General features: G+C 24.1%; 23 protein-coding genes and 2 pseudogenes. 15 read left to right on the top strand and 10 right to left on the bottom strand.

The window, feature by feature from the left end; all coding sequences use genetic code 4:
- The first annotated feature begins 59 nt into the window (after nt 1–59).
- The 13 genes and pseudogenes from AACK91_RS01605 (at nt 60) to AACK91_RS01545 (ending at nt 7,492) form a co-directional block, all read left to right on the top strand.
- A complete protein-coding gene (locus AACK91_RS01605; protein ID WP_338963621.1) occupies nt 60–209 on the top strand; it encodes a hypothetical protein in 150 nt (49 codons plus the stop codon).
- The gene (locus tag AACK91_RS01600; protein ID WP_338963620.1) at nt 209–460 is read left to right on the top strand and encodes a hypothetical protein; all 252 of its coding nucleotides are present in this window, start codon (nt 209–211) and stop codon (nt 458–460) included. The genes AACK91_RS01605 and AACK91_RS01600 overlap by 1 nt, the downstream gene beginning before the upstream one ends.
- 410 nt (nt 461–870) lie before the next feature.
- A complete protein-coding gene (locus AACK91_RS01595) occupies nt 871–1,833 on the top strand; it encodes an IS1/IS1595 family N-terminal zinc-binding domain-containing protein (RefSeq protein ID WP_338963247.1) in 963 nt (320 codons plus the stop codon).
- A 216-nt stretch (nt 1,834–2,049) separates the two neighbouring features.
- Nucleotides 2,050–2,484 (top strand): annotated as a pseudogene (locus AACK91_RS01590) (DUF3627 domain-containing protein).
- 151 nt (nt 2,485–2,635) lie between these two features.
- A complete protein-coding gene (locus AACK91_RS01585; RefSeq protein WP_338963585.1) occupies nt 2,636–2,839 on the top strand; it encodes a DUF2649 family protein in 204 nt (67 codons plus the stop codon).
- Nucleotides 2,839–3,824, top strand: a pseudogene (locus AACK91_RS01580) (hypothetical protein). Before AACK91_RS01585 ends, AACK91_RS01580 begins: the two are co-directional and overlap by 1 nt.
- 78 nt (nt 3,825–3,902) lie before the next feature.
- Nucleotides 3,903–4,139, top strand: a complete 237-nt coding sequence (locus tag AACK91_RS01575; protein WP_338963243.1) for a hypothetical protein — start codon at nt 3,903–3,905, stop codon at nt 4,137–4,139.
- Between the two features lie 507 nt (nt 4,140–4,646).
- Nucleotides 4,647–4,868 carry a hypothetical protein gene (locus tag AACK91_RS01570; RefSeq protein ID WP_338963241.1) on the top strand — a complete coding sequence of 74 codons (222 nt, stop codon included), beginning with the start codon at nt 4,647–4,649 and terminating at the stop codon, nt 4,866–4,868.
- Between the two features lies 1 nt (nt 4,869).
- Complete coding sequence (locus AACK91_RS01565) at nt 4,870–5,007, top strand: hypothetical protein (RefSeq protein ID WP_338963239.1); 138 nt, start codon at nt 4,870–4,872, stop codon at nt 5,005–5,007.
- 2 nt (nt 5,008–5,009) lie between these two features.
- Nucleotides 5,010–5,711 carry a hypothetical protein gene (locus AACK91_RS01560; RefSeq protein WP_338963619.1) on the top strand — a complete coding sequence of 234 codons (702 nt, stop codon included), beginning with the start codon at nt 5,010–5,012 and terminating at the stop codon, nt 5,709–5,711.
- Nucleotide 5,712: 1 nt separating this feature from the next.
- Complete coding sequence (locus AACK91_RS01555) at nt 5,713–6,603, top strand: recombinase RecT (protein ID WP_338963618.1); 891 nt, start codon at nt 5,713–5,715, stop codon at nt 6,601–6,603.
- A complete protein-coding gene (locus AACK91_RS01550; protein WP_338963617.1) occupies nt 6,588–7,097 on the top strand; it encodes a hypothetical protein in 510 nt (169 codons plus the stop codon). The genes AACK91_RS01555 and AACK91_RS01550 overlap by 16 nt, the downstream gene beginning before the upstream one ends.
- A 185-nt stretch (nt 7,098–7,282) precedes the next feature.
- Nucleotides 7,283–7,492, top strand: coding sequence for a hypothetical protein (locus AACK91_RS01545; protein WP_338963231.1), 210 nt, complete (start codon nt 7,283–7,285; stop codon nt 7,490–7,492).
- 19 nt (nt 7,493–7,511) lie between these two features.
- Here AACK91_RS01545 and AACK91_RS01540 read toward each other — a convergent pair whose 3' ends face one another.
- The 9 genes from AACK91_RS01540 to AACK91_RS01500 form a co-directional block, all read right to left on the bottom strand.
- Nucleotides 7,512–7,850 carry a hypothetical protein gene (locus AACK91_RS01540; RefSeq protein ID WP_338963556.1) on the bottom strand — a complete coding sequence of 113 codons (339 nt, stop codon included), beginning with the start codon at nt 7,848–7,850 and terminating at the stop codon, nt 7,512–7,514.
- A 73-nt stretch (nt 7,851–7,923) separates the two neighbouring features.
- Nucleotides 7,924–8,550: a hypothetical protein gene (locus AACK91_RS01535; RefSeq protein ID WP_338963398.1), complete on the bottom strand. Its 627-nt coding sequence runs from the start codon at nt 8,548–8,550 to the stop codon at nt 7,924–7,926.
- Between the two features lie 16 nt (nt 8,551–8,566).
- Nucleotides 8,567–8,752, bottom strand: coding sequence for a hypothetical protein (locus AACK91_RS01530; RefSeq protein WP_338963616.1), 186 nt, complete (start codon nt 8,750–8,752; stop codon nt 8,567–8,569).
- A 46-nt stretch (nt 8,753–8,798) separates the two neighbouring features.
- Complete coding sequence (locus AACK91_RS01525) at nt 8,799–9,761, bottom strand: IS1/IS1595 family N-terminal zinc-binding domain-containing protein (protein ID WP_338963247.1); 963 nt, start codon at nt 9,759–9,761, stop codon at nt 8,799–8,801.
- Between the two features lie 188 nt (nt 9,762–9,949).
- The gene (locus AACK91_RS01520; protein WP_338963247.1) at nt 9,950–10,912 is read right to left on the bottom strand and encodes an IS1/IS1595 family N-terminal zinc-binding domain-containing protein; all 963 of its coding nucleotides are present in this window, start codon (nt 10,910–10,912) and stop codon (nt 9,950–9,952) included.
- 46 nt (nt 10,913–10,958) lie between these two features.
- Complete coding sequence (locus tag AACK91_RS01515) at nt 10,959–12,050, bottom strand: hypothetical protein (RefSeq protein ID WP_338963615.1); 1,092 nt, start codon at nt 12,048–12,050, stop codon at nt 10,959–10,961.
- The gene (locus AACK91_RS01510; RefSeq protein WP_338963614.1) at nt 12,040–12,978 is read right to left on the bottom strand and encodes a hypothetical protein; all 939 of its coding nucleotides are present in this window, start codon (nt 12,976–12,978) and stop codon (nt 12,040–12,042) included. The genes AACK91_RS01515 and AACK91_RS01510 overlap by 11 nt, the downstream gene beginning before the upstream one ends.
- A 6-nt stretch (nt 12,979–12,984) precedes the next feature.
- Entirely contained in the window at nt 12,985–14,349 is a 1,365-nt protein-coding gene (locus AACK91_RS01505; RefSeq protein ID WP_338963613.1) for a hypothetical protein, read from the bottom strand.
- A 15-nt stretch (nt 14,350–14,364) separates the two neighbouring features.
- On the bottom strand, nt 14,365–14,826 hold the full coding sequence (locus tag AACK91_RS01500; RefSeq protein WP_338963612.1) for a hypothetical protein: 462 nt from the start codon (nt 14,824–14,826) through the stop codon (nt 14,365–14,367).
- 310 nt (nt 14,827–15,136) lie between these two features.
- Here AACK91_RS01500 and AACK91_RS01495 point away from each other — a divergent pair, with 310 nt between their 5' ends.
- Both AACK91_RS01495 and AACK91_RS01490 read left to right on the top strand, forming a co-directional pair.
- Nucleotides 15,137–16,051, top strand: a complete 915-nt coding sequence (locus tag AACK91_RS01495; protein ID WP_338963611.1) for a hypothetical protein — start codon at nt 15,137–15,139, stop codon at nt 16,049–16,051.
- 16 nt (nt 16,052–16,067) lie between these two features.
- A complete protein-coding gene (locus AACK91_RS01490; RefSeq protein WP_338963610.1) occupies nt 16,068–16,619 on the top strand; it encodes a lipoprotein in 552 nt (183 codons plus the stop codon).
- Between the two features lie 32 nt (nt 16,620–16,651).
- Here the strand turns inward: AACK91_RS01490 and AACK91_RS01485 are convergent, their stop codons facing one another.
- Nucleotides 16,652–19,903 carry a hypothetical protein gene (locus tag AACK91_RS01485; RefSeq protein ID WP_338963609.1) on the bottom strand — a complete coding sequence of 1,084 codons (3,252 nt, stop codon included), beginning with the start codon at nt 19,901–19,903 and terminating at the stop codon, nt 16,652–16,654.
- Nucleotide 19,904: the final 1 nt, after the last annotated feature.

Below are 19,904 nucleotides of genomic sequence, written 5' to 3'. Positions count from 1 at the left end.
TGAGCGTAGCGAACACGCGAAGCGTGCCGCGAAAATTAGATTTTTAGGAGGAATAAGTTATGCAAGTTTGATTAACGACAATTTTTAGTGTTGTTATTATATTAGGTATTTTTGTGTGAATTGGTTTATCAATTTATCAAAAAATTCGCCAAATTCGAGGAAAGAAAAAAGATAAAAAAGAAATTGAAAATAAGGAGGATAAAAAATAATGTTAGGTATGTATTTAACAACAGCAATTAATTTTTTAGCAGTTGGTGATAAACCTACTATTTCAGATGGAATGGGTTCTATTTGAAGTGGTTTAGGGCAAGCAATGATGAAAGTTAAAGAAGCAATTTATGCTGTATTACCACAATTAATGACCTTTTTAGGTGATGCGTGAATTATTTTAATTCCATTTGGTATTTTTGTTATCATTAAGATTTTAAACTTTTTCCGTGTTATGGTTAAAGTATTTTAATATTTATTATTACTGATCATATATCTTAGCTATGGCACACTAGCTTTTATGTGAGTTGATTAAATAATTTTGTTGTTTATTTTTGTATTACACACTGTCTATAAGTTATTATTGAAATTATTAGTAATGAAATAATTGTTTTAAAGTAGGATTTAATAAAAATAAGAATATTTTTATTAAGGGTCATATTAATAGTAGTTTTGGAATATAAATTTTTATAATATTCTTTATAAATATATCTACTTTCTTTTTAAAATTTGTAGGCAGTGTGTAGTGCAAAAATATCAATTTAATTATAAATGATTAATTTTATATTTTAATAACTATTATCTTTAATTTTGTCGAAAACTCTTGATATTTATAAAATATACCTAAAATTAGGTATATTTTTAATATATGGAGGTAAATAAATGATGAAAAAAATAATTACAGAATTAATAAATAGCTTAACAGATGATCAATTTTTAGAATTTTATGAAAAAATAAAACAACAAGCAGACTTAATTAAAAAACAAAAACGTTTAAATGAAATTGATCAAAAATTTAGAGATAAAGGCATTATATGTCCTAATTGCAAATCTTTTCATTGTGTTAAAAATGGTCATAATTCCGAAGGAAAACAAAAATATTTATGTAAAAAATGTCGTGCTAGTTTTGATGCATTTCGTCATCATTTTACTTATTGAAGTCATTTAAATTATGAACAGTGAAATTTATTAATTCAAATTTCATTGTTAGGACAATCTAGTAAAATAATTTCTCGTTTTATTAAAACAACCCCAAAAACCGCTTGATATAATCGACAAAAATTAATGCAATCAAAACAATTAGAAAATACACAGTTAAAATTTAAAAAATTAAATGGTCAAATCCAAATGGATGAAACATTTATTAAAGAAATTCATAAAGGCAATTTTAAAGATAAATTTGATAAACGAAAAACTCATCTCGATCCATTTTCAACTGATACCAAATGCTGTATTCAAATGGCAGTTGATAGCAATAATAATATTTTTGTTCAATCCACCAATACCAAAAGATTACAAAAACAATGGATTATTGAAAATATGAATAAGCAACTAATTAAAGAAAAATCAATAATTATTTCTGATATGCAACCACTATATTTATTAGTAGCAAAACAAACAAATTCTACTCTATATTCCACCAAAACTAGTACAAACCCTGATACTAGTTATCAAAAGTTAAATAAGATTAGTAAATTACAATCCAGTCTTAAAGAAGCCTTAATTCATTATCATGGTTTGGGTTTCACTAATATTCAAAATTATTTAAAGCTCTGAAAATGAAAATACCAACACAAAGGTTTAACACCAAACCAACAATCAACGGTATTATATTTTAACGTTTAAAAAATTTAAAGCAAAATCATAATCTTACACAAAATTAGTTTTCAAATTGTCATATTGATGATTTTTTTTATTTCATCAAGAGTTTTCGACAAAATTAAAGACTATTATTAAAAATTAAATAGTATTTTTCAGTGTGTCAATTTTTATTATTTTATATATTTAACATTGTTAATAACATTGTTTATTAAATAAATATTTAGTTAGGAGTTGATAAAATTGAGTAATTTTGTTAAGAAAAATCAAAATATAGAAAATTATTTTATTCGTAAAGAGTTGATAGTTTTTGAAACAGAAAAAGCAATTTTTATAAATTTACCTAATCATAATCGTCATATTGGTTTTTGGTTGAGTAATAAATTTATTTATCCGAGTGAAAAACACTCAGAACAAGTAGCAATCGGTTTGATTTATGATAATTCTTATCGTATTGTAAAATATGATGAAAATTTAAAACGTCATGTGTGAAAATATTTAACTGGAGCAGAACTAATCAATTTGTATAATCAATACAAATAAAATTATTTTACACAAATGAAAAAAGCAATATTTCCTGGTGAACCTCAAAAAGTAAAAACAACTAACAATAATTTAACAAATTGAAGTGATGAAAAAGTAGATAAATTAATTAATGATTTGAAGGACTTAAATTAATGGGTTTATATGATTATTGAGTTCAATTTGTTAGTTATATTATTGGTTCAAATGCTCCTGAATTTTTATATGTCATATCATTTGTATTATTTATCGTTTTATTTTTGGGGATGTTTTTTAAACTTATTCAGAAAATGTGGAGTTTTTAAATATGCAAAATGATTGAGAAAAATTAAAAGAGTTTTTTATTTATGTATTTTTGTTTATAGATAAAACGAATGTTGAAATTATTACAACTTGAAATTTAACTCAAAATGAATATTTAACTCTTATGATTGGTATTTGAATTGTGATTTTATTTTTAACGTGGTTTTTATTGTGAATGGTTTTTAAAATAGTTGGGTATTTTAAGTAATGAAAAAATTTATATTTTTCGTAAAAAATTATTGTTATATTAGTGGTTCAATGATTTTGTTTAGTTTAATTGATTTATTACTTTGAATAATTTCATTAAATTATACCGGTTTAGTATTTTGATTATTGTTTGCTTTGCAATGTGTTTATTTTGTCTGATGAGTTTGAAAAAACATATTTTATCAGTTGAGTGCTTTTCGGTTAGTAAATTTTGTTTGAGATAATCCGTTATCAGTAATTATTGGTAAGTTAGGGACGGGAAAAACTTTACTTTTAACTTATTTATCACAAACCATGAAACTATTAACAGATAAGATTTATAGTAATTATCCGTTAGAAGATGATAAAGTTAAAGTTTTAACATTTAAAAATTTAGATTTTACAGATAGAACAAAACCAGTTCCCCCAGATGATAGTGTTATTTTATTTGATGAAAGTTATTTATATATTGATGGAACTAGTCCCCACGATGAGAAAAAAGTTCATAGTGGTAAAATTCCGTGAATTGTATTAGCAAGACATTTTGGTAATCGTGCTTTATTTACAGCTCAGCGTGAGGGTATGATTTTAAATAATATTCGACAATTAGCAAGTGGTATTATTATTCCAATTTCATTTAAAAAACCTATTGCTAAAAAGGATTTAATTTTTTTAATCGTTTCTTTATTATGCGAATTGGTATTTTTCAAGATATTACAGATTATGAAATTTGAAAAACAAAATCAGTAGAACGAACAGCCGAAGGTAAACGAGCAAAACATAAGTCGGATGTTGGGTTAGGAATTCGGTTTTTTAAAATAATTATTCCATTAGAATTTGCACAGAAATATGATAGTAAATGATTAAAGTTTGTTCGTGATTTAAAAAATGATGAAATAGTTAATTATAAAGAATATTATTGGTCAGAAATTACTAAATTAAGTGTTAAAGAGCGTTTAGCATTGTTTGATATTGATATTTTGAAAAAAAATTTAAAACCCGTATAATGTACGATGAAGCTCCAAAAAACAACTCTTGTTAGGGTTGTTTTTTTATTTGAAATAAAAAATCCCTAAAAGGAGGTAATGATAATTAAACAACAAAAAATATGTGATGTTAATGATTGTTATAAAGCAGTATCATTCATTACCGAAGAATTTTTATCAAATAAAGTTTTATGAACTTGTGAAAAACATAAATATTTATTAAATAAAATAAAAGATAAAACACAAAAACAGTTTTATCAAAAACTAGAAAATTCAAAAATTATCTTTGATGATAAAACTGGTTCTTTTAAACTTTGATTTTATAAAACAACTTAATGCAGGGTGGAACAGTTATTTTAAATAACTAAGTGTTTTTTTCCACATAGGCGGTCTAGCCCAGCGGTAATCAGTCAGTAAATAATAGACGCTTTAACAAGCGATAGTCGTGATAAGTGCGGGGTCAACATCAAACGACAATAAATATTGAGATGGCCACTTTATAAATAAATTTGCGATAGATATTATCCCATTAGAGGATGACAGAGGTTTTAAAAACCACAAAGTCAGCATTAGGCTCTTCAATGTGCAAGTGAATTTATTTTAAAAACTGAACGCTTTGACCTGAAATGGTGCGGATGAAGAGAGAGAATTCTCTGGCATTATCTTATAAAAACAACTGTCGATTATTAAACATTAAACAATAAAACATACCGCCACCGCTCACCCGCAGTGAAGCGGATGGCGTAGTAAATAAATAGATAAATACTTAATTATATAACTAACTCTCGCTTTGGCACTTTCACTTTGGAGTGAGTGCCAGCGAGTTAAAAATAGGAGGTAAATATGACAATCAAAAATCTAATATCAATATATATGTACAATGATTTTTGTATTAATATATTTGATAATAAAACAGGGCAAAAAGAAAATATTAATGATGATATTAATTTAATTAAAAATGAAGAAGCACATTTATTAAATCAAGAAATAACTTATTTTGATATTAAAGAACAAAAAGGAAGAAAATTAATAGAAATATTAATAGCAAAGAACGAGGTAAATTAGTATGTGAAAAGATGAAAATGGTTATGTTTATACTGAAGAAGATTTATTTAATATGGCATTAGAAGAATGTCATTCAGAAGAAAGTGCTTATGAATATATTGATAATTTAATTAATGAAATGGAATTAGAGGAAATTTAATTATGGCAGATTTAAAATTAAATAATGAAGTTAAAAATATTACGTATCCATTTTATTTAAAAGGAAATAATTTTAAAGAATTAAGTTTAAAAGCATTAACAATTAAAAAATGAATTGATGAAAATGGACAAGAATTAGCAGAATTTATATATCGACAACAAGCTTGATTAATAAATGGAGAATATAAATCACAATCACTAAAAGATTTAAAATTAGTAGTTTCAAAAATTGATTATATTTTTAGAGAACCATTAGAATTAATAAAATCTTTTAAAGATGAATTAAATTTTATTAGAAAAGATATTTTGAATTTAGAAAATAATATTAAGAATAATCATGATTCTTTAAAAAATAATGTTATTAATATTCAATTTCAAAAACAAAATGAAATTATTGAAACTCATAAAAAAGAACAATTTTTAGAAATTAAAAGTGTAGCAAAAAAAGAGCAAGAATTAAAAATTATTACTAGTAATTTTCGGAAAGAAAAATTATTAATTAAAGATATTGAGGTTATTGGTATTAATGATGATTTTTTACAAAATGCTGATAAATTAGAACTTATTAATCTTATTAAAAATTATTTAGTTGTTGATGAACAAATTGTTAAAAATGAAATTAAAGATCAGTGAGATAGTAATAAAGATATTAATTTAATTGGGGTTAAAGGTATTAATTTTAAAATAAATAAAGGAGAAAAATAATATGGCAAATATTGTTGAATTTTTAAGAACAGATAAAGCAACAGAATGAATAAAAAGTAAATTTTCTAATGAAAATGAAATTGCAAGATTTAAAAGTAATATAGTTGCAATATCAAATAGTAATGAATTATTACAAAAAGCAGATCCAAAAACAATTATGACTGCTTGTTATCAAGGAGTTTTATTAAATTTACCAATGGAAAAACAATTTGGTTATGCTTATGTAGTTCCATATAATACTAAAATAACAAGAATTATTAACGGTCGCGAAATCCAAGAATGAATTAATCAAGCTCAATTTCAAATGGGTTATAAAGGTTATATTCAATTAGCACAAAGAAGTGGTCAATATTTAGATATGTCAGTATCAGATGTTAGAGAAAATGAATTAGTAAATTATGATCGTTTAAAAGGAACTAGTTTTAATTGAATTCAAAATGAAGATGAAAGAGAAAAATTACCAATTATTGGTTATGTAGCATACTTTAAAATGGTTAATGGTTTTGGAAAAACTTTATATATGACCAAAGAACAAATGGAAAATCATTTTATGAAATATTCTAAAACTTATGCTAAAAATAAATCATTTTATATTGCTAGTTTTGATGAAATGGCATTAAAAACAGTATTAACATCTTTATTAAGAAAATGAGGTATTATGTCAGTTGAATTACAACAAGCATATAAATCAGATCAGGCAGTTATTACAACTAATGATGAAAAGATTTATATTGATAATGATAGCAATATAAGCATAAATAAGGGTCAAATTAGTAATGAAAATATATCAAGTGAAGAAGTGACAGATAATAATTTAGTTAAAGAAGAAGATATATCAAATGTAGTGCCAACAATTAATAATAACAACGATGAGGAATGAGCCACTTGATAAAAATAGGTATTGACCCATCAGGAACTGGTACTACTGCTATTGTTATATATGAAAATAATAAATTAATTAAACAAAATGAATTTACTAGTAAATATTGAAAAGAACATTATAAATTTATTGATGAATTTATAGATGAATATTTATATTCAGATTATTATGTAAAAAATAAAGGTGAACTTTTTCCAAAAGGATTAAATATTGAAGATTGTTTATATACATCTGCTAATGCTAGTAAAGATAGAGATGATTTATTAAGATTACTACTGGGTGCGATTGAAAATACTTGAGTTAGTTATAATTGGGTATCACCTAAACATACTAAATCAGTTGTTAAAAATATGGAAAATTTAAGTAAATATAATGATAGTTGTATATGAAAATTTGATAAAGATACTAATTTAACTTATCAATATGGTAAAGGTTGAAAATATAATAATGATAAAATAAGTAATCATTTACGAGATGCCATTATTATTGCTAATTATGAAAGTTAATATTATGAAACATTCATATAATCAAAAAACTGGAAAATATTATTCTTGCAAAATTAGGAATGTTAATATTTACTTAAATAAAAACGAAGAAAAAGTTTGAAATGAATTAAATTTTAATACTTATTCTCAAAAAATAGAATACCTTATTAACTTTTATATAACACATTATAAAGGAAATAAAGAATATGAATAATTATATTTTATGTTATCGATCTGAACAAGGTAATCGCCCTTGTAAAAACCCTCGTGGTGAATATATAATTGGGATTGATAAACAAGATGTAGATATTAATTCAACTGAATACTGAGAATATTATAAAAATAATTATGGAAAAAATAATTTAGTTATTTGTAAAGTTAAAAATTTAGACTTAATATTAGAAAATAAAAAATAACCAATTAAGGTTATTTTTTTTAAATACTATTTGTTAGTTTTTTAATAGCATCTTTTTGTGCTTGTTTTTTGTCATTTACTTTAACTTGTTTTTTAACATTTTTAATTTGACCTGTTTTTAATGCTAATTCTGTTGCATAATCAGGTCCTCGTAAATGTTTTTCGTGAGCAATAACAGCAGTTCTTAATTCTCTAATTTCTGCTTTATATTTTTTAATTTTTTTAGCAGATAATCCAAGAATACCAAGACTACCCATTCCACCAGCACCCGCTAATACAAGTAAAGCAATTACTATTTCATTACTAATTTCCATTTCTTTATTTCCTTTCTTATCCTTACTCAAACAGTGGCCATCCATTCTTTCAGAACAAAATAATTTATAAATTAAACTATATAACCACCCAAAAATATCAACCGCCCCTATATATAGTTTATTTTAAATTTAATTCTTTGTTATTTTCTTCTTGTTTTTTAGTATATTCATCTTGCATATTTTTAAATATTTCTTCTGTTATACCATCCAAATTATTTCATTGTTTTGATATTCTTGGTTGAATAACACGCGGATTAATACGGCAGTTCAAACAATGTCTTAAATGGTCTTTTTTTCATTTTGATTTATCAATTCAAATAATAATTAAAGAAATTATTAAAGTAATTAAAGGTAAAATTGTAAATACTAATCCCATTTTAGATATTTTTAATCGTGGAATATCAATTTTCATATCTACTTTTGGTTTACTACTAGCAACAAATATACCTTGAATTCCATATGTAAATAAAGGTGTTAGTAAAATAGCAATTCCATTACCTCAATATTGTCCATAATTATATCAATTAATATTATCTTTTATTGCATTAATCATGCCATATTCTAATCAACAATTTAATGCTAAAAATATCAATGTATAAAAACTAACTACTCAACTACGAATTTTATATTTTCTTTCTCATTCTCTAATATCTTTATGATTTCAATTATAAGTTGGAATAGGGTCTTTTTTAAATCAATTTCAAGGTAAGGCACCCTTTAATCAAGTTGTTTTATTTTGTTTCATTAATTAAAAATCCTTTCTAAATTAATTTTCTTTTAATTGTTAAATCTTTAATAACAATATTATTTGTATCATTTGAAATTGAGCCATCTTGCTTAATTGTTATTCTTTTATAAGAATTATCTGCTAAAAATGAAAATATTGATTTTTGCTTTAATTTTGTCGAAAACTCTTGATGAAATAAAAAAAATCATCAATATGACAATTTGAAAACTAATTTTGTGTAAGATTATGATTTTGCTTTAAATTTTTTAAACGTTAAAATATAATACCGTTGATTGTTGGTTTGGTGTTAAACCTTTGTGTTGGTATTTTCATTTTCAGAGCTTTAAATAATTTTGAATATTAGTGAAACCCAAACCATGATAATGAATTAAGGCTTCTTTAAGACTGGATTGTAATTTACTAATCTTATTTAACTTTTGATAACTAGTATCAGGGTTTGTACTAGTTTTGGTGGAATATAGAGTAGAATTTGTTTGTTTTGCTACTAATAAATATAGTGGTTGCATATCAGAAATAATTATTGATTTTTCTTTAATTAGTTGCTTATTCATATTTTCAATAATCCATTGTTTTTGTAATCTTTTGGTATTGGTGGATTGAACAAAAATATTATTATTGCTATCAACCGCCATTTGAATACAGCATTTGGTATCAGTTGAAAATGGATCGAGATGAGTTTTTCGTTTATCAAATTTATCTTTAAAATTGCCTTTATGAATTTCTTTAATAAATGTTTCATCCATTTGGATTTGACCATTTAATTTTTTAAATTTTAACTGTGTATTTTCTAATTGTTTTGATTGCATTAATTTTTGTCGATTATATCAAGCGGTTTTTGGGGTTGTTTTAATAAAACGAGAAATTATTTTACTAGATTGTCCTAACAATGAAATTTGAATTAATAAATTTCACTGTTCATAATTTAAATGACTTCAATAAGTAAAATGATGACGAAATGCATCAAAACTAGCACGACATTTTTTACATAAATATTTTTGTTTTCCTTCGGAATTATGACCATTTTTAACACAATGAAAAGATTTGCAATTAGGACATATAATGCCTTTATCTCTAAATTTTTGATCAATTTCATTTAAACGTTTTTGTTTTTTAATTAAGTCTGCTTGTTGTTTTATTTTTTCATAAAATTCTAAAAATTGATCATCTGTTAAGCTATTTATTAATTCTGTAATTATTTTTTTCATCATTTATTTACCTCTATATATTAAAAATATACCTAATTTTAGGTATATTTTATAAATATCAAGAGTTTTCGACAAAATTAAAGGATTTTTGCTTTAATTTTGTCGAAAACTCTTGATGAAATAAAAAAAATCATCAATATGACAATTTGAAAACTAATTTTGTGTAAGATTATGATTTTGCTTTAAATTTTTTAAACGTTAAAATATAATACCGTTGATTGTTGGTTTGGTGTTAAACCTTTGTGTTGGTATTTTCATTTTCAGAGCTTTAAATAATTTTGAATATTAGTGAAACCCAAACCATGATAATGAATTAAGGCTTCTTTAAGACTGGATTGTAATTTACTAATCTTATTTAACTTTTGATAACTAGTATCAGGGTTTGTACTAGTTTTGGTGGAATATAGAGTAGAATTTGTTTGTTTTGCTACTAATAAATATAGTGGTTGCATATCAGAAATAATTATTGATTTTTCTTTAATTAGTTGCTTATTCATATTTTCAATAATCCATTGTTTTTGTAATCTTTTGGTATTGGTGGATTGAACAAAAATATTATTATTGCTATCAACCGCCATTTGAATACAGCATTTGGTATCAGTTGAAAATGGATCGAGATGAGTTTTTCGTTTATCAAATTTATCTTTAAAATTGCCTTTATGAATTTCTTTAATAAATGTTTCATCCATTTGGATTTGACCATTTAATTTTTTAAATTTTAACTGTGTATTTTCTAATTGTTTTGATTGCATTAATTTTTGTCGATTATATCAAGCGGTTTTTGGGGTTGTTTTAATAAAACGAGAAATTATTTTACTAGATTGTCCTAACAATGAAATTTGAATTAATAAATTTCACTGTTCATAATTTAAATGACTTCAATAAGTAAAATGATGACGAAATGCATCAAAACTAGCACGACATTTTTTACATAAATATTTTTGTTTTCCTTCGGAATTATGACCATTTTTAACACAATGAAAAGATTTGCAATTAGGACATATAATGCCTTTATCTCTAAATTTTTGATCAATTTCATTTAAACGTTTTTGTTTTTTAATTAAGTCTGCTTGTTGTTTTATTTTTTCATAAAATTCTAAAAATTGATCATCTGTTAAGCTATTTATTAATTCTGTAATTATTTTTTTCATCATTTATTTACCTCTATATATTAAAAATATACCTAATTTTAGGTATATTTTATAAATATCAAGAGTTTTCGACAAAATTAAAGGATTTTTGTGATATTGTTTCAAAATAATATGTTACAAATTTATTAGCAGATGCATAATCTGTTATTGAAATTGATATTTTATAGTAATATTTTATTAAATCATAATCTGGAATTTTAAATGTTAATTTTTCGTTTGCTTCTGGATAATTAATTAATTCTCAATCATTACCAGTATTAATAGATATATCACCATTCCCCAATAATGAATTACCATTAATAGTTTTAATATTTGTACCACTTATTAATTTATCTTGTTTTAAATCTGAAACTTCAATCTCATCATTATCATTTTTAATGATAGTTTTATTATCAATTTTTATATCAGTACCACTACTTTGTTTTGCTTTTCAGACATTATTTTCATAATAAATCGTATTATTATCAAAGGGAACTATTAATTTAATACACTCATTATAATCAATTTTAGAAAAATCATTAATAGTAGGATAAGTAATATTTATTGAATTATCAGTTTGTAATCGTTCTTTTAATCAAAATAATAATGTTGGATAAAAAGTTTTTTTACTAATATGCTTATATTCTTCTTCTCATGGATGAGCATAATTATCTAAACTATAATTATAAGGTCTAGATACTGTTTTACTAGATATAATATCAATAATTTCACCTGCTAATTTTAAAGCATTTTTAACATCACGAGTAATATTTTCATTTGCTTCTGGGTCATTAGTTTGTGAATAAGCAACTCCACCTTGTGAAAATGAAGCACTACCAGTTAAATCATTAACTCCTTTTGGTAAATATCAATTTATAACTGCTAATAAACAAGCAGATTGAATATAACTTAATCATTTATCATATTCAATTAAACCAGTATTATCTTTTTTTACTCAAGGAAACAAATCTTTTTTATTAATTTTATCTGAAATTGTTCCACCTGATAATCTATCCATTCATAAACTAGTTTTTAAAATAGCATTATAAATTAAATTATCATTATAAGCAGATTGTTTACGATCATTAATAGGTTGTCAAAGTTTACTTGCTTTAACATCTTCAACTGTTATAAATAACAAATTACTTAAATTATTTTCCATATAAAACACCCCTTAATTGATTACGATATTTATTTTTTAAATTATTTGGTTTATAACTATTAACCTTTCTTTTGGTTTTATTAATTGCTTTAATAGATTTATTAACCTGATAAAATTTATTTTTAACTGGTGTTTTATATAAATTCTTAATATTTTTAACATCACTTCGGCGTTCTCGATATCATTTTTTATTATTAATTTCACCAGCAAAATTAAAATTAAAATGTCCAATCTTTAAATTATTAATAAACTTTTTAATTTGTTGTAATTTTTGAACTGTTGGTAATGTTAATTTAGTAGTTCCTTTGGGATATTTTTCTTTTAATGCTTGTGGTAATCGTTTTTTAATATAATTTCTTAAATGACTAGGTAACCATTTTCTTAATCAATAACGCCAAAATAAAGTCCCTGCATTAGAAACAGCATTACTTAATAATTTTCAAACTTCAACTGAAACACTAGGATAAACATAAGGTCCATAAAACTTAGGGTGTTTTGCTATTTTTGTATATATTAAAATAGTTAAATTACCTGTTAAAGTTAACTTATTTGTAATATTAAATATACCACTATCAAGTCAACTACTATTTAAAGGTTGTCAATTAGTATTTAGATAATTTTCATTTTTAAATTGTTCTCTATTTTGAATATTATTATCTTTTTCTAATTGACTTAATATTTGTTGTATTTCTTTTTTATGACCTTTTTTAATTAAATCTACATAAGTAAATGGATTTAATCACTGATAAATATCTTCAACTTTATTTGTAATTTTATTATATTTATCAGTAATATAATTAATTGGCTTTAATACTTTATTTTGAACTTGATTAACTCTATTAATTAAATTTACAAATTTACTTATTAAAGGTTTATTTTCTAAATTAGATACTAATAAAGTTAAAACTCGTAAAATTAGTAAGTTCATTGTTTATTAAGAATTTTTAATTACTATATCAATTGGATTTGTTTGACCAGTAGCATTGTTTTTACCCTCAATTTGAACTTCAACAGTTTTATCATTTGTAATATCAATTGGTCAATCTTCACCCTTACTTTCAATAAAGTAATCAAAATCACTTTCAGTTAAAGAACTATCTACGGCTTTAACCGCTTTTAAAATAACAGATTTAAATTGAGGTTTTAACTGTTCTGGTGTTGCTTTTGTTGGGTCTGCAACATGAATGGTTGGTTTATCTAATTTATTAATTCCACTAATATCAATTTTATTTGATGATGGAATTACATAATCAACAGGAACTCTAAATGTTTTATTTAGATTACTTTTAGCAGTATTAATTTCATCTTCTGTTGGTTGTTTTTCTAAAATAATTTTACATGTTTTTGGATATAAAATTGTTGGTGTTGCATATTGTACTTTACCAATTCACTTAGGATTAGCAGTATCGTTATCTAAAACTTGTTGAATAGTATCCATATTAATTGGATATGCTCATACTTGTTTATTAATAATTAAACCATTTACATTAGTAAAATTATAACCTTTATCACGGTTAACTTGTCCTTTTGTATATGTTTTTTCTAAATGAAAACTTTTTGATACTGGAATTCCCATTGCAGTATTTTCATATAATTCACCATTCACCATTGCTTTTAATTGAGCTTGTGAACCAATTACTTTTAAATACGCTGGTGTTAATCCTAAATAGGCTCTACGACCTAAAACCATAAACATTTTATCGGTTGGCAAACCAAAATATAAATTACTAATTTGATTTGTTAATTCAATCAATGTTTCATTTAATGTAAAGAATGCTTTATTTGCATCATCAGCATTTTCAGCTGTATAACTACGAAATGGAATTACTTCATATTGACCATCTGCTAAGCAATAATCATAAATAGCCTGAATTAATTCACATTCTAAATTAACAAATTTATTCTGTACAACACTAGAAATAGCATCAGCAATAACACCATTTTTAATATTTTGTTCTATTAATGCCAAGTCAAAAGCCTCATTCATTAATTTTAAATTAAATCTCTTATCAATCGGAACTGGAATTCTTGTTAATCCCATTGTTTGCGTTGTCCCACCATTTGGTAATGAATAATCATCTTGTCATACCACACGATGTGTTAAATTATATAATGCTTGTCCTGCATTAGGTAATCAAGCAACTTGTTCTGCGGTTGTAGTAGCATACTGCATAATACTTGCATATTCATTATATAAAGGTCCACGCAATAAAGCATTAACCATATCAACATAGGCTTTTTGACCTGTTGTATTACCTTCTAATGTAAAAGGTACTTGTGGCAAATTAATTGTTGCCATAATTTCACTCCCTTATTATCTAAGGTTTTTAAGTGTATAATCAGTTAACTTTTTAATTTCATCAGGAGTATATGCTCCTTTTTCTTTAATGGTTTCAATTTCATCATTTTTATTTTCAACCGATTTTTCAATCATATCTTTAATAAAATTAGTTGGTGAAACTGATAGTTGTTCTTCAACAAACAAATCAGGTTTTAATTCTTTTAAAGTTTGCATTTTTTCGCTTAAAGAATTACCACTAACTTTATCTAAATTAGTTTTAATATCTTCAATTTTAGTAGATGGAACATCTTTAAAAGCTTTTAATTCATCTAATTCATTAGATAATTTAATAAAGTCTTCTTTTGATATAACATCTTCGCGTTTTTGCACACTTTCTCTAATTTGCTTTGCTTCATTATTAAACTGATTTAAGATATTTTCAGCAATCTCTTCACTTAAACCTTGTTCGATTAATTGTTCTTTTGTAAGTGCCATTTTATAAACCTCTCTTTTTTTATTCTTGTCCGATTAACAAGTCAGCATAAACTCTTTTTTATGGAAAAAGATTAAACCTATAATTTAATTATATACTAATATTTTACTAATACAATACTTTTTATATATTATAACTAAACTTAATATATTTGATTACTAATTTAGTCATTAAAACGCGTAATAAGCATTATTTTTAAGAATAAAATTATTACATAATTCATAATTTTGCTTGTATACATATATATATATATATATAATGCAGTTAGATCTTGATAAAAAGTTTCAAGATAAGAAAAGGAGAAATACAAGTATGAAAAAATTACTTAGTTTATTAAGTGTATTAACTATTAGCGGAACTGCTGTCCCAACAACAATTGCCGCTAGTAATTATAATCAAAGATATCAAGCAGTAATTAAAACTAATGGTGCTGATTTGCCAACAGAACAACAAATTAAAGATAAATTAAAAGAACTAAATCCTAGCATAGATATAAATAAAATTAATATTACAAATATTAAAGAGTCAAGCGCAACATTAAATTCGAGTGATAAAACTTTTAATTATGGTGAACCACTACAAGTTTTATATTCAATTGATAAATCTGTTTTATCAGATAATTTAAATTCAGAAACTGATAACGGTGTTAATGTTTTCTATTCTATAGAAAAAAATGGTAAATATAAATCAATAATTGAAAAAATATATGGAATTAAAGAAAAATATATTAGATTTTTAGGCATTGATAGTAAAGACAATAAATATTTTGTAAATAATGAAAATGTTTACTTTGTAAAAAATAATACTAATAATGCTATATTAATTAATTGACTAAATTTTAGTCAATCAGCAATTATTGAATTTAGTAGTACTGATATTTTTGTTAGGTTTGGTTGAAAAGATTTAAATAACATTATTAACGTTCATAGAATAAAAATTATAGATTTAGAAAATAACAATTTAAATAAAATAAATGAATTATCTAAAATTATTTCAAATCCTATTTTAGGAACAGTTAAAATTAATAATGAAAAAGGATTACTAACCGAACAACAAATTAAAGATTTTTTAAAAGATAAAAATCCTCAATTAGATATAACTAAGATAGGAATTAAAAATATTATTGATGATTTATACAATAATAATGAAAAAAGGATTACAGTATTTTCAAGTGACTCAACAATTTATACTGGCGAAGCAACTGTTTTTTTAGATGTTGAAAAATAGTTAAGATTTAAAATAAATGAAAAAAATATTAAGTCTTTTAGGAACAATCACTTTAATAGGAACCAGTACAACCAGTTTAGTTGCTTGTAATACACCACAACATGAATATACACCCGAAGAATTAGCACAATTAAAAAAAGAAAACAAAATTAAAACAAATAACCAAGAAATTAAAGACAATTTAGAATGAACAGCACCACAAGAAAAACCATTTAATACTGTTGATAATAAATGATATTATGTAGTATGACGTGGTAATAAAAATAATGATTGAAGAATTATTAAATTTCAAAATATTAATAATTTAGAAGAAGGAAAAAAATACAATATTGATAAATTAAATGATGATACATTAGATATGTACTACATAAAAGGTGAAACAAATCAATTATTAACTGTCTATGATAGTAAAAGAAAATTAATAATACCTTGGAATAATAAATTTGAAAATGGTGCTTTCCCGCCATTAAAAAACTGAATTAAATCAGTTTATCGTTGAAATTTAACTACACAAAAACCTGATTTAATTATTGATAATGATGGTAATGTAAAAGTTAATGGAGAATAAAAAAGAGATTAAATCTCTTTTTTTCTTTTACCTTACCTTGGTTTAATTGTAATTTGAATAGGACTAGTAGTATTATTTCTAATACCCAATACATTTTGATTATTAATATCTATTGTTATATCTTTATCATTACCCATTTTTTGAATATTTGGATAAGGCGGTTTATAACTTTCACGATTAAAAAGTAAATACGGTTTTATTACTTTTGAAAATCTAATTTTTAATTTCACATCATTAGTATAGTATGCTTGTAAATAAGTTTCTGTAAGTTTGATATTATTGTCATCACTAAATGATGATGTTTTAATAGCAAAATACATTTGTTCATCGTAATATTCGGAATTTTGACTATAATGATAAAAATTTCATATTGAAGTAATACTATCAGTTTTTTTATTGGTATATCCAATAGAAAATGTTTGAATATCATTTGGTTTGATATTATCAGTATATAAAGTTATTGTATTTTCAAAGTTAATTTTATTAGATTGTGATTGACCCTCGTTTTTAAAAACAAAATTATTTAATTGTCCTAAAACATAATCACAGCCTGTTGTTCCATTTAAAATATTTGTACTTCTATCAAAAATAAAATTTTCTATATTTGGTAGTCCACATTCAACTTGTAAATTACCTAAATTACTTATTTCAATAGTTTTATAAGCATCTTGAAATTTACTGATACTTTGAATTGTTGGGTCAATTTGTTTTAAATCAATTTCAGTTTCATAATAACCTTGATTAAATTCATCAGAAAATAAATTAAAATAATTAATTGTTCCAATTTTATACATATTGTTAGTACATTGTGCTGGTGCTGTAATTTTAGTTTTTAATGGTATCACTACATCAGAAGGCATAATATCTTTTGTATATTCTGGATAATTATATGGTATTGGTGGTAATACATATTGTGGGTAATTAAATGTTGGTATTTCATAATCATGAGGTAATAAGAAACTAGTTTTATAATTAGTTGTCATATCGCGTAAATAATTATTTAATACACTTTTTGTTTTACCACGAAAACTCCATACTGATAATCGTAAATAATCTTCTTCATTATTTGTATATGGGTTATCAGCATAAAAGATAATTTCAAAATTACCTTTATATAATGCTTGTATTGAAAACATATCAATAATATAACTACAATTTGTTCCATCAGGTGTTTGTAATAATTCGCAATCATTATCTTTTTCACTATCACTAACTGGTGTTTGTGCATCTACTGCTCTTACTAATTCATTAATTAAATATATACGATTAGTTTTGGGGTTTAATTGTTTTAAATTATAAGTTGAATAAGTTATTCGTTCAGTTGGTTTGCCATCTTTTTCTAAAACATTGCCTTGTATTTTATCAGTTAATAAAGTAGTAAAACCTAAACTAGTGGCATTTGCTCCAAAGATAGCACCAACTTTATCATTACCTTGTTCTCTAAATATTTCAAATGGTAAATAACCTTTACCTTTTGAGTTATCAGATCAAAATGCATCATTATAGAAACTATAAACACTAGAACTCATAAAGCCATTTAATCATTGGAAATTGGGTCAAGTTTTTTCATCTTGGTTAATTACTCAACCTCAGGGAATACCAAATGAAATAAAGTTTAAAAACTTACCAACTCCACCCGGGATAGTAAAAGGGTTAAAAACTAATTTTTGCGTATAGTTTAAAGGTAGTACTGTTATTTGGCGATTAATAAAATTATTCATATTTAAAATATCTCAAACATTACATTTACCCATTTTATTATATTCAATTTGAACACTTCCAACAGTATTACCAAATTCATCTTTTCTTCTAAAATATGATGATGCTTGGGTACTAATTATATTATTAACATCTTCATTATTTACTTTTATTTTATCTGGTGGAGTAATCATTCAATTTTTAGACCAATAAAATTTAGAGTTATTATCTTCTTTATGAATAGTTGTGCCAACCGTAGGATTAGTTGCTGTTGAACCTGCTTTATCAGTTATAACAATACCTTCACTATTTTTTTGTTTTCAAAAGTCGTATCTACTTTCCATATCTTTTTTTCAATCTTCATAACCAGTTATCATTGTTGGTTGAATACCTTGAATGTTATATCAACTTACTTCGGGTGATGCATAAGTATTTATTTTATCAGGTGGGGCAGGATACATGTTATACATTAATAAATCTCGTGAATTCATAACTTTTTTATTAAATTCACCTTTAATAATTGGTCGACCAATAACAGGCATATCAAAAAAGATAGGGTTACCATAAAATTTAACTGCCATTGCTCTAACCCCTGGGTCTTTTAATAAAATATCATCTAATTCAACAATACCTTTATTTAACTTTTCATCATAAGTTATTTTAGGAAAACAATAACCTTCACCTGGAGCACTAGTTTGAATAAATTGTCGCACTGATAAACCACTATTACTAATTTTGTCATTAATACTTGAAAAAGTAATTTCTTGTCATAAGAAATCGCCATCTTCTACTGAATAATAATTAATAACATTTGAGGGATATAATCATTGTCTATCTTGGGGAGCAGAATTAATATCACCACCACCAATATTTAAACCACGGTCATTGAATACAGTATAAAAATTATAATAATCATTAATATTTAATTTAGTAATATCTTCATCTAAAATTAATAAAGTATATTGTCTTTCAGTTGATTGTTGAGTAAATACTTGCTCAAATTTGGCATCACCAAATTTAATAGAACTTACATCATCAACCATATAAGCATCTCAATATTTACCAACTTTGACTTCTTTTGTATAAAAATTATCGGCTTTATTATCATTAATAAAATAACTTAATTTATATTGATTTAAATATTCTATCATTCTATTAACATCATGAATATTTTCACCATCAATTAATTTTCAATAAACATTATTATTTTCATCTTTTAATTTTATAGCGAAAGGTGTTTCATTATTTGCTCATATTGTTGAGTTAACTGGTTGATTTTTAAAGTCATCAATAGTTAAGATATTAATTTCTTCACCTTTATATTTTTGAACTATTTTTAAACTATCTTGTCATTGAGCAATCGTACTTTCCATATTATCAAATATGCGTGAATAACTCCCATAATCACTTGGTTTAGCATTATTAGGCTTTCAACCTGTTTCTGTATCAGGTATATATGAACTATAAACATTAAAAGGAAATACTATTCAATGTCTATGTTCTTTTATACTTTCTCTTATATCTATTGCAGTAGCACCGGCTCCCGTTCTTAATCATTGCATGGCTGCTGGACTAATTTTTTGCATT

It is taken from the genome of Spiroplasma endosymbiont of Sarcophaga carnaria (assembly GCF_964019595.1).
In the GTDB taxonomy this organism is placed as follows: domain Bacteria; phylum Bacillota_I; class Bacilli_A; order Mycoplasmatales; family Mycoplasmataceae; genus Spiroplasma; species Spiroplasma poulsonii.
This window is presented reverse-complemented; position numbering and strand designations above follow the sequence as displayed.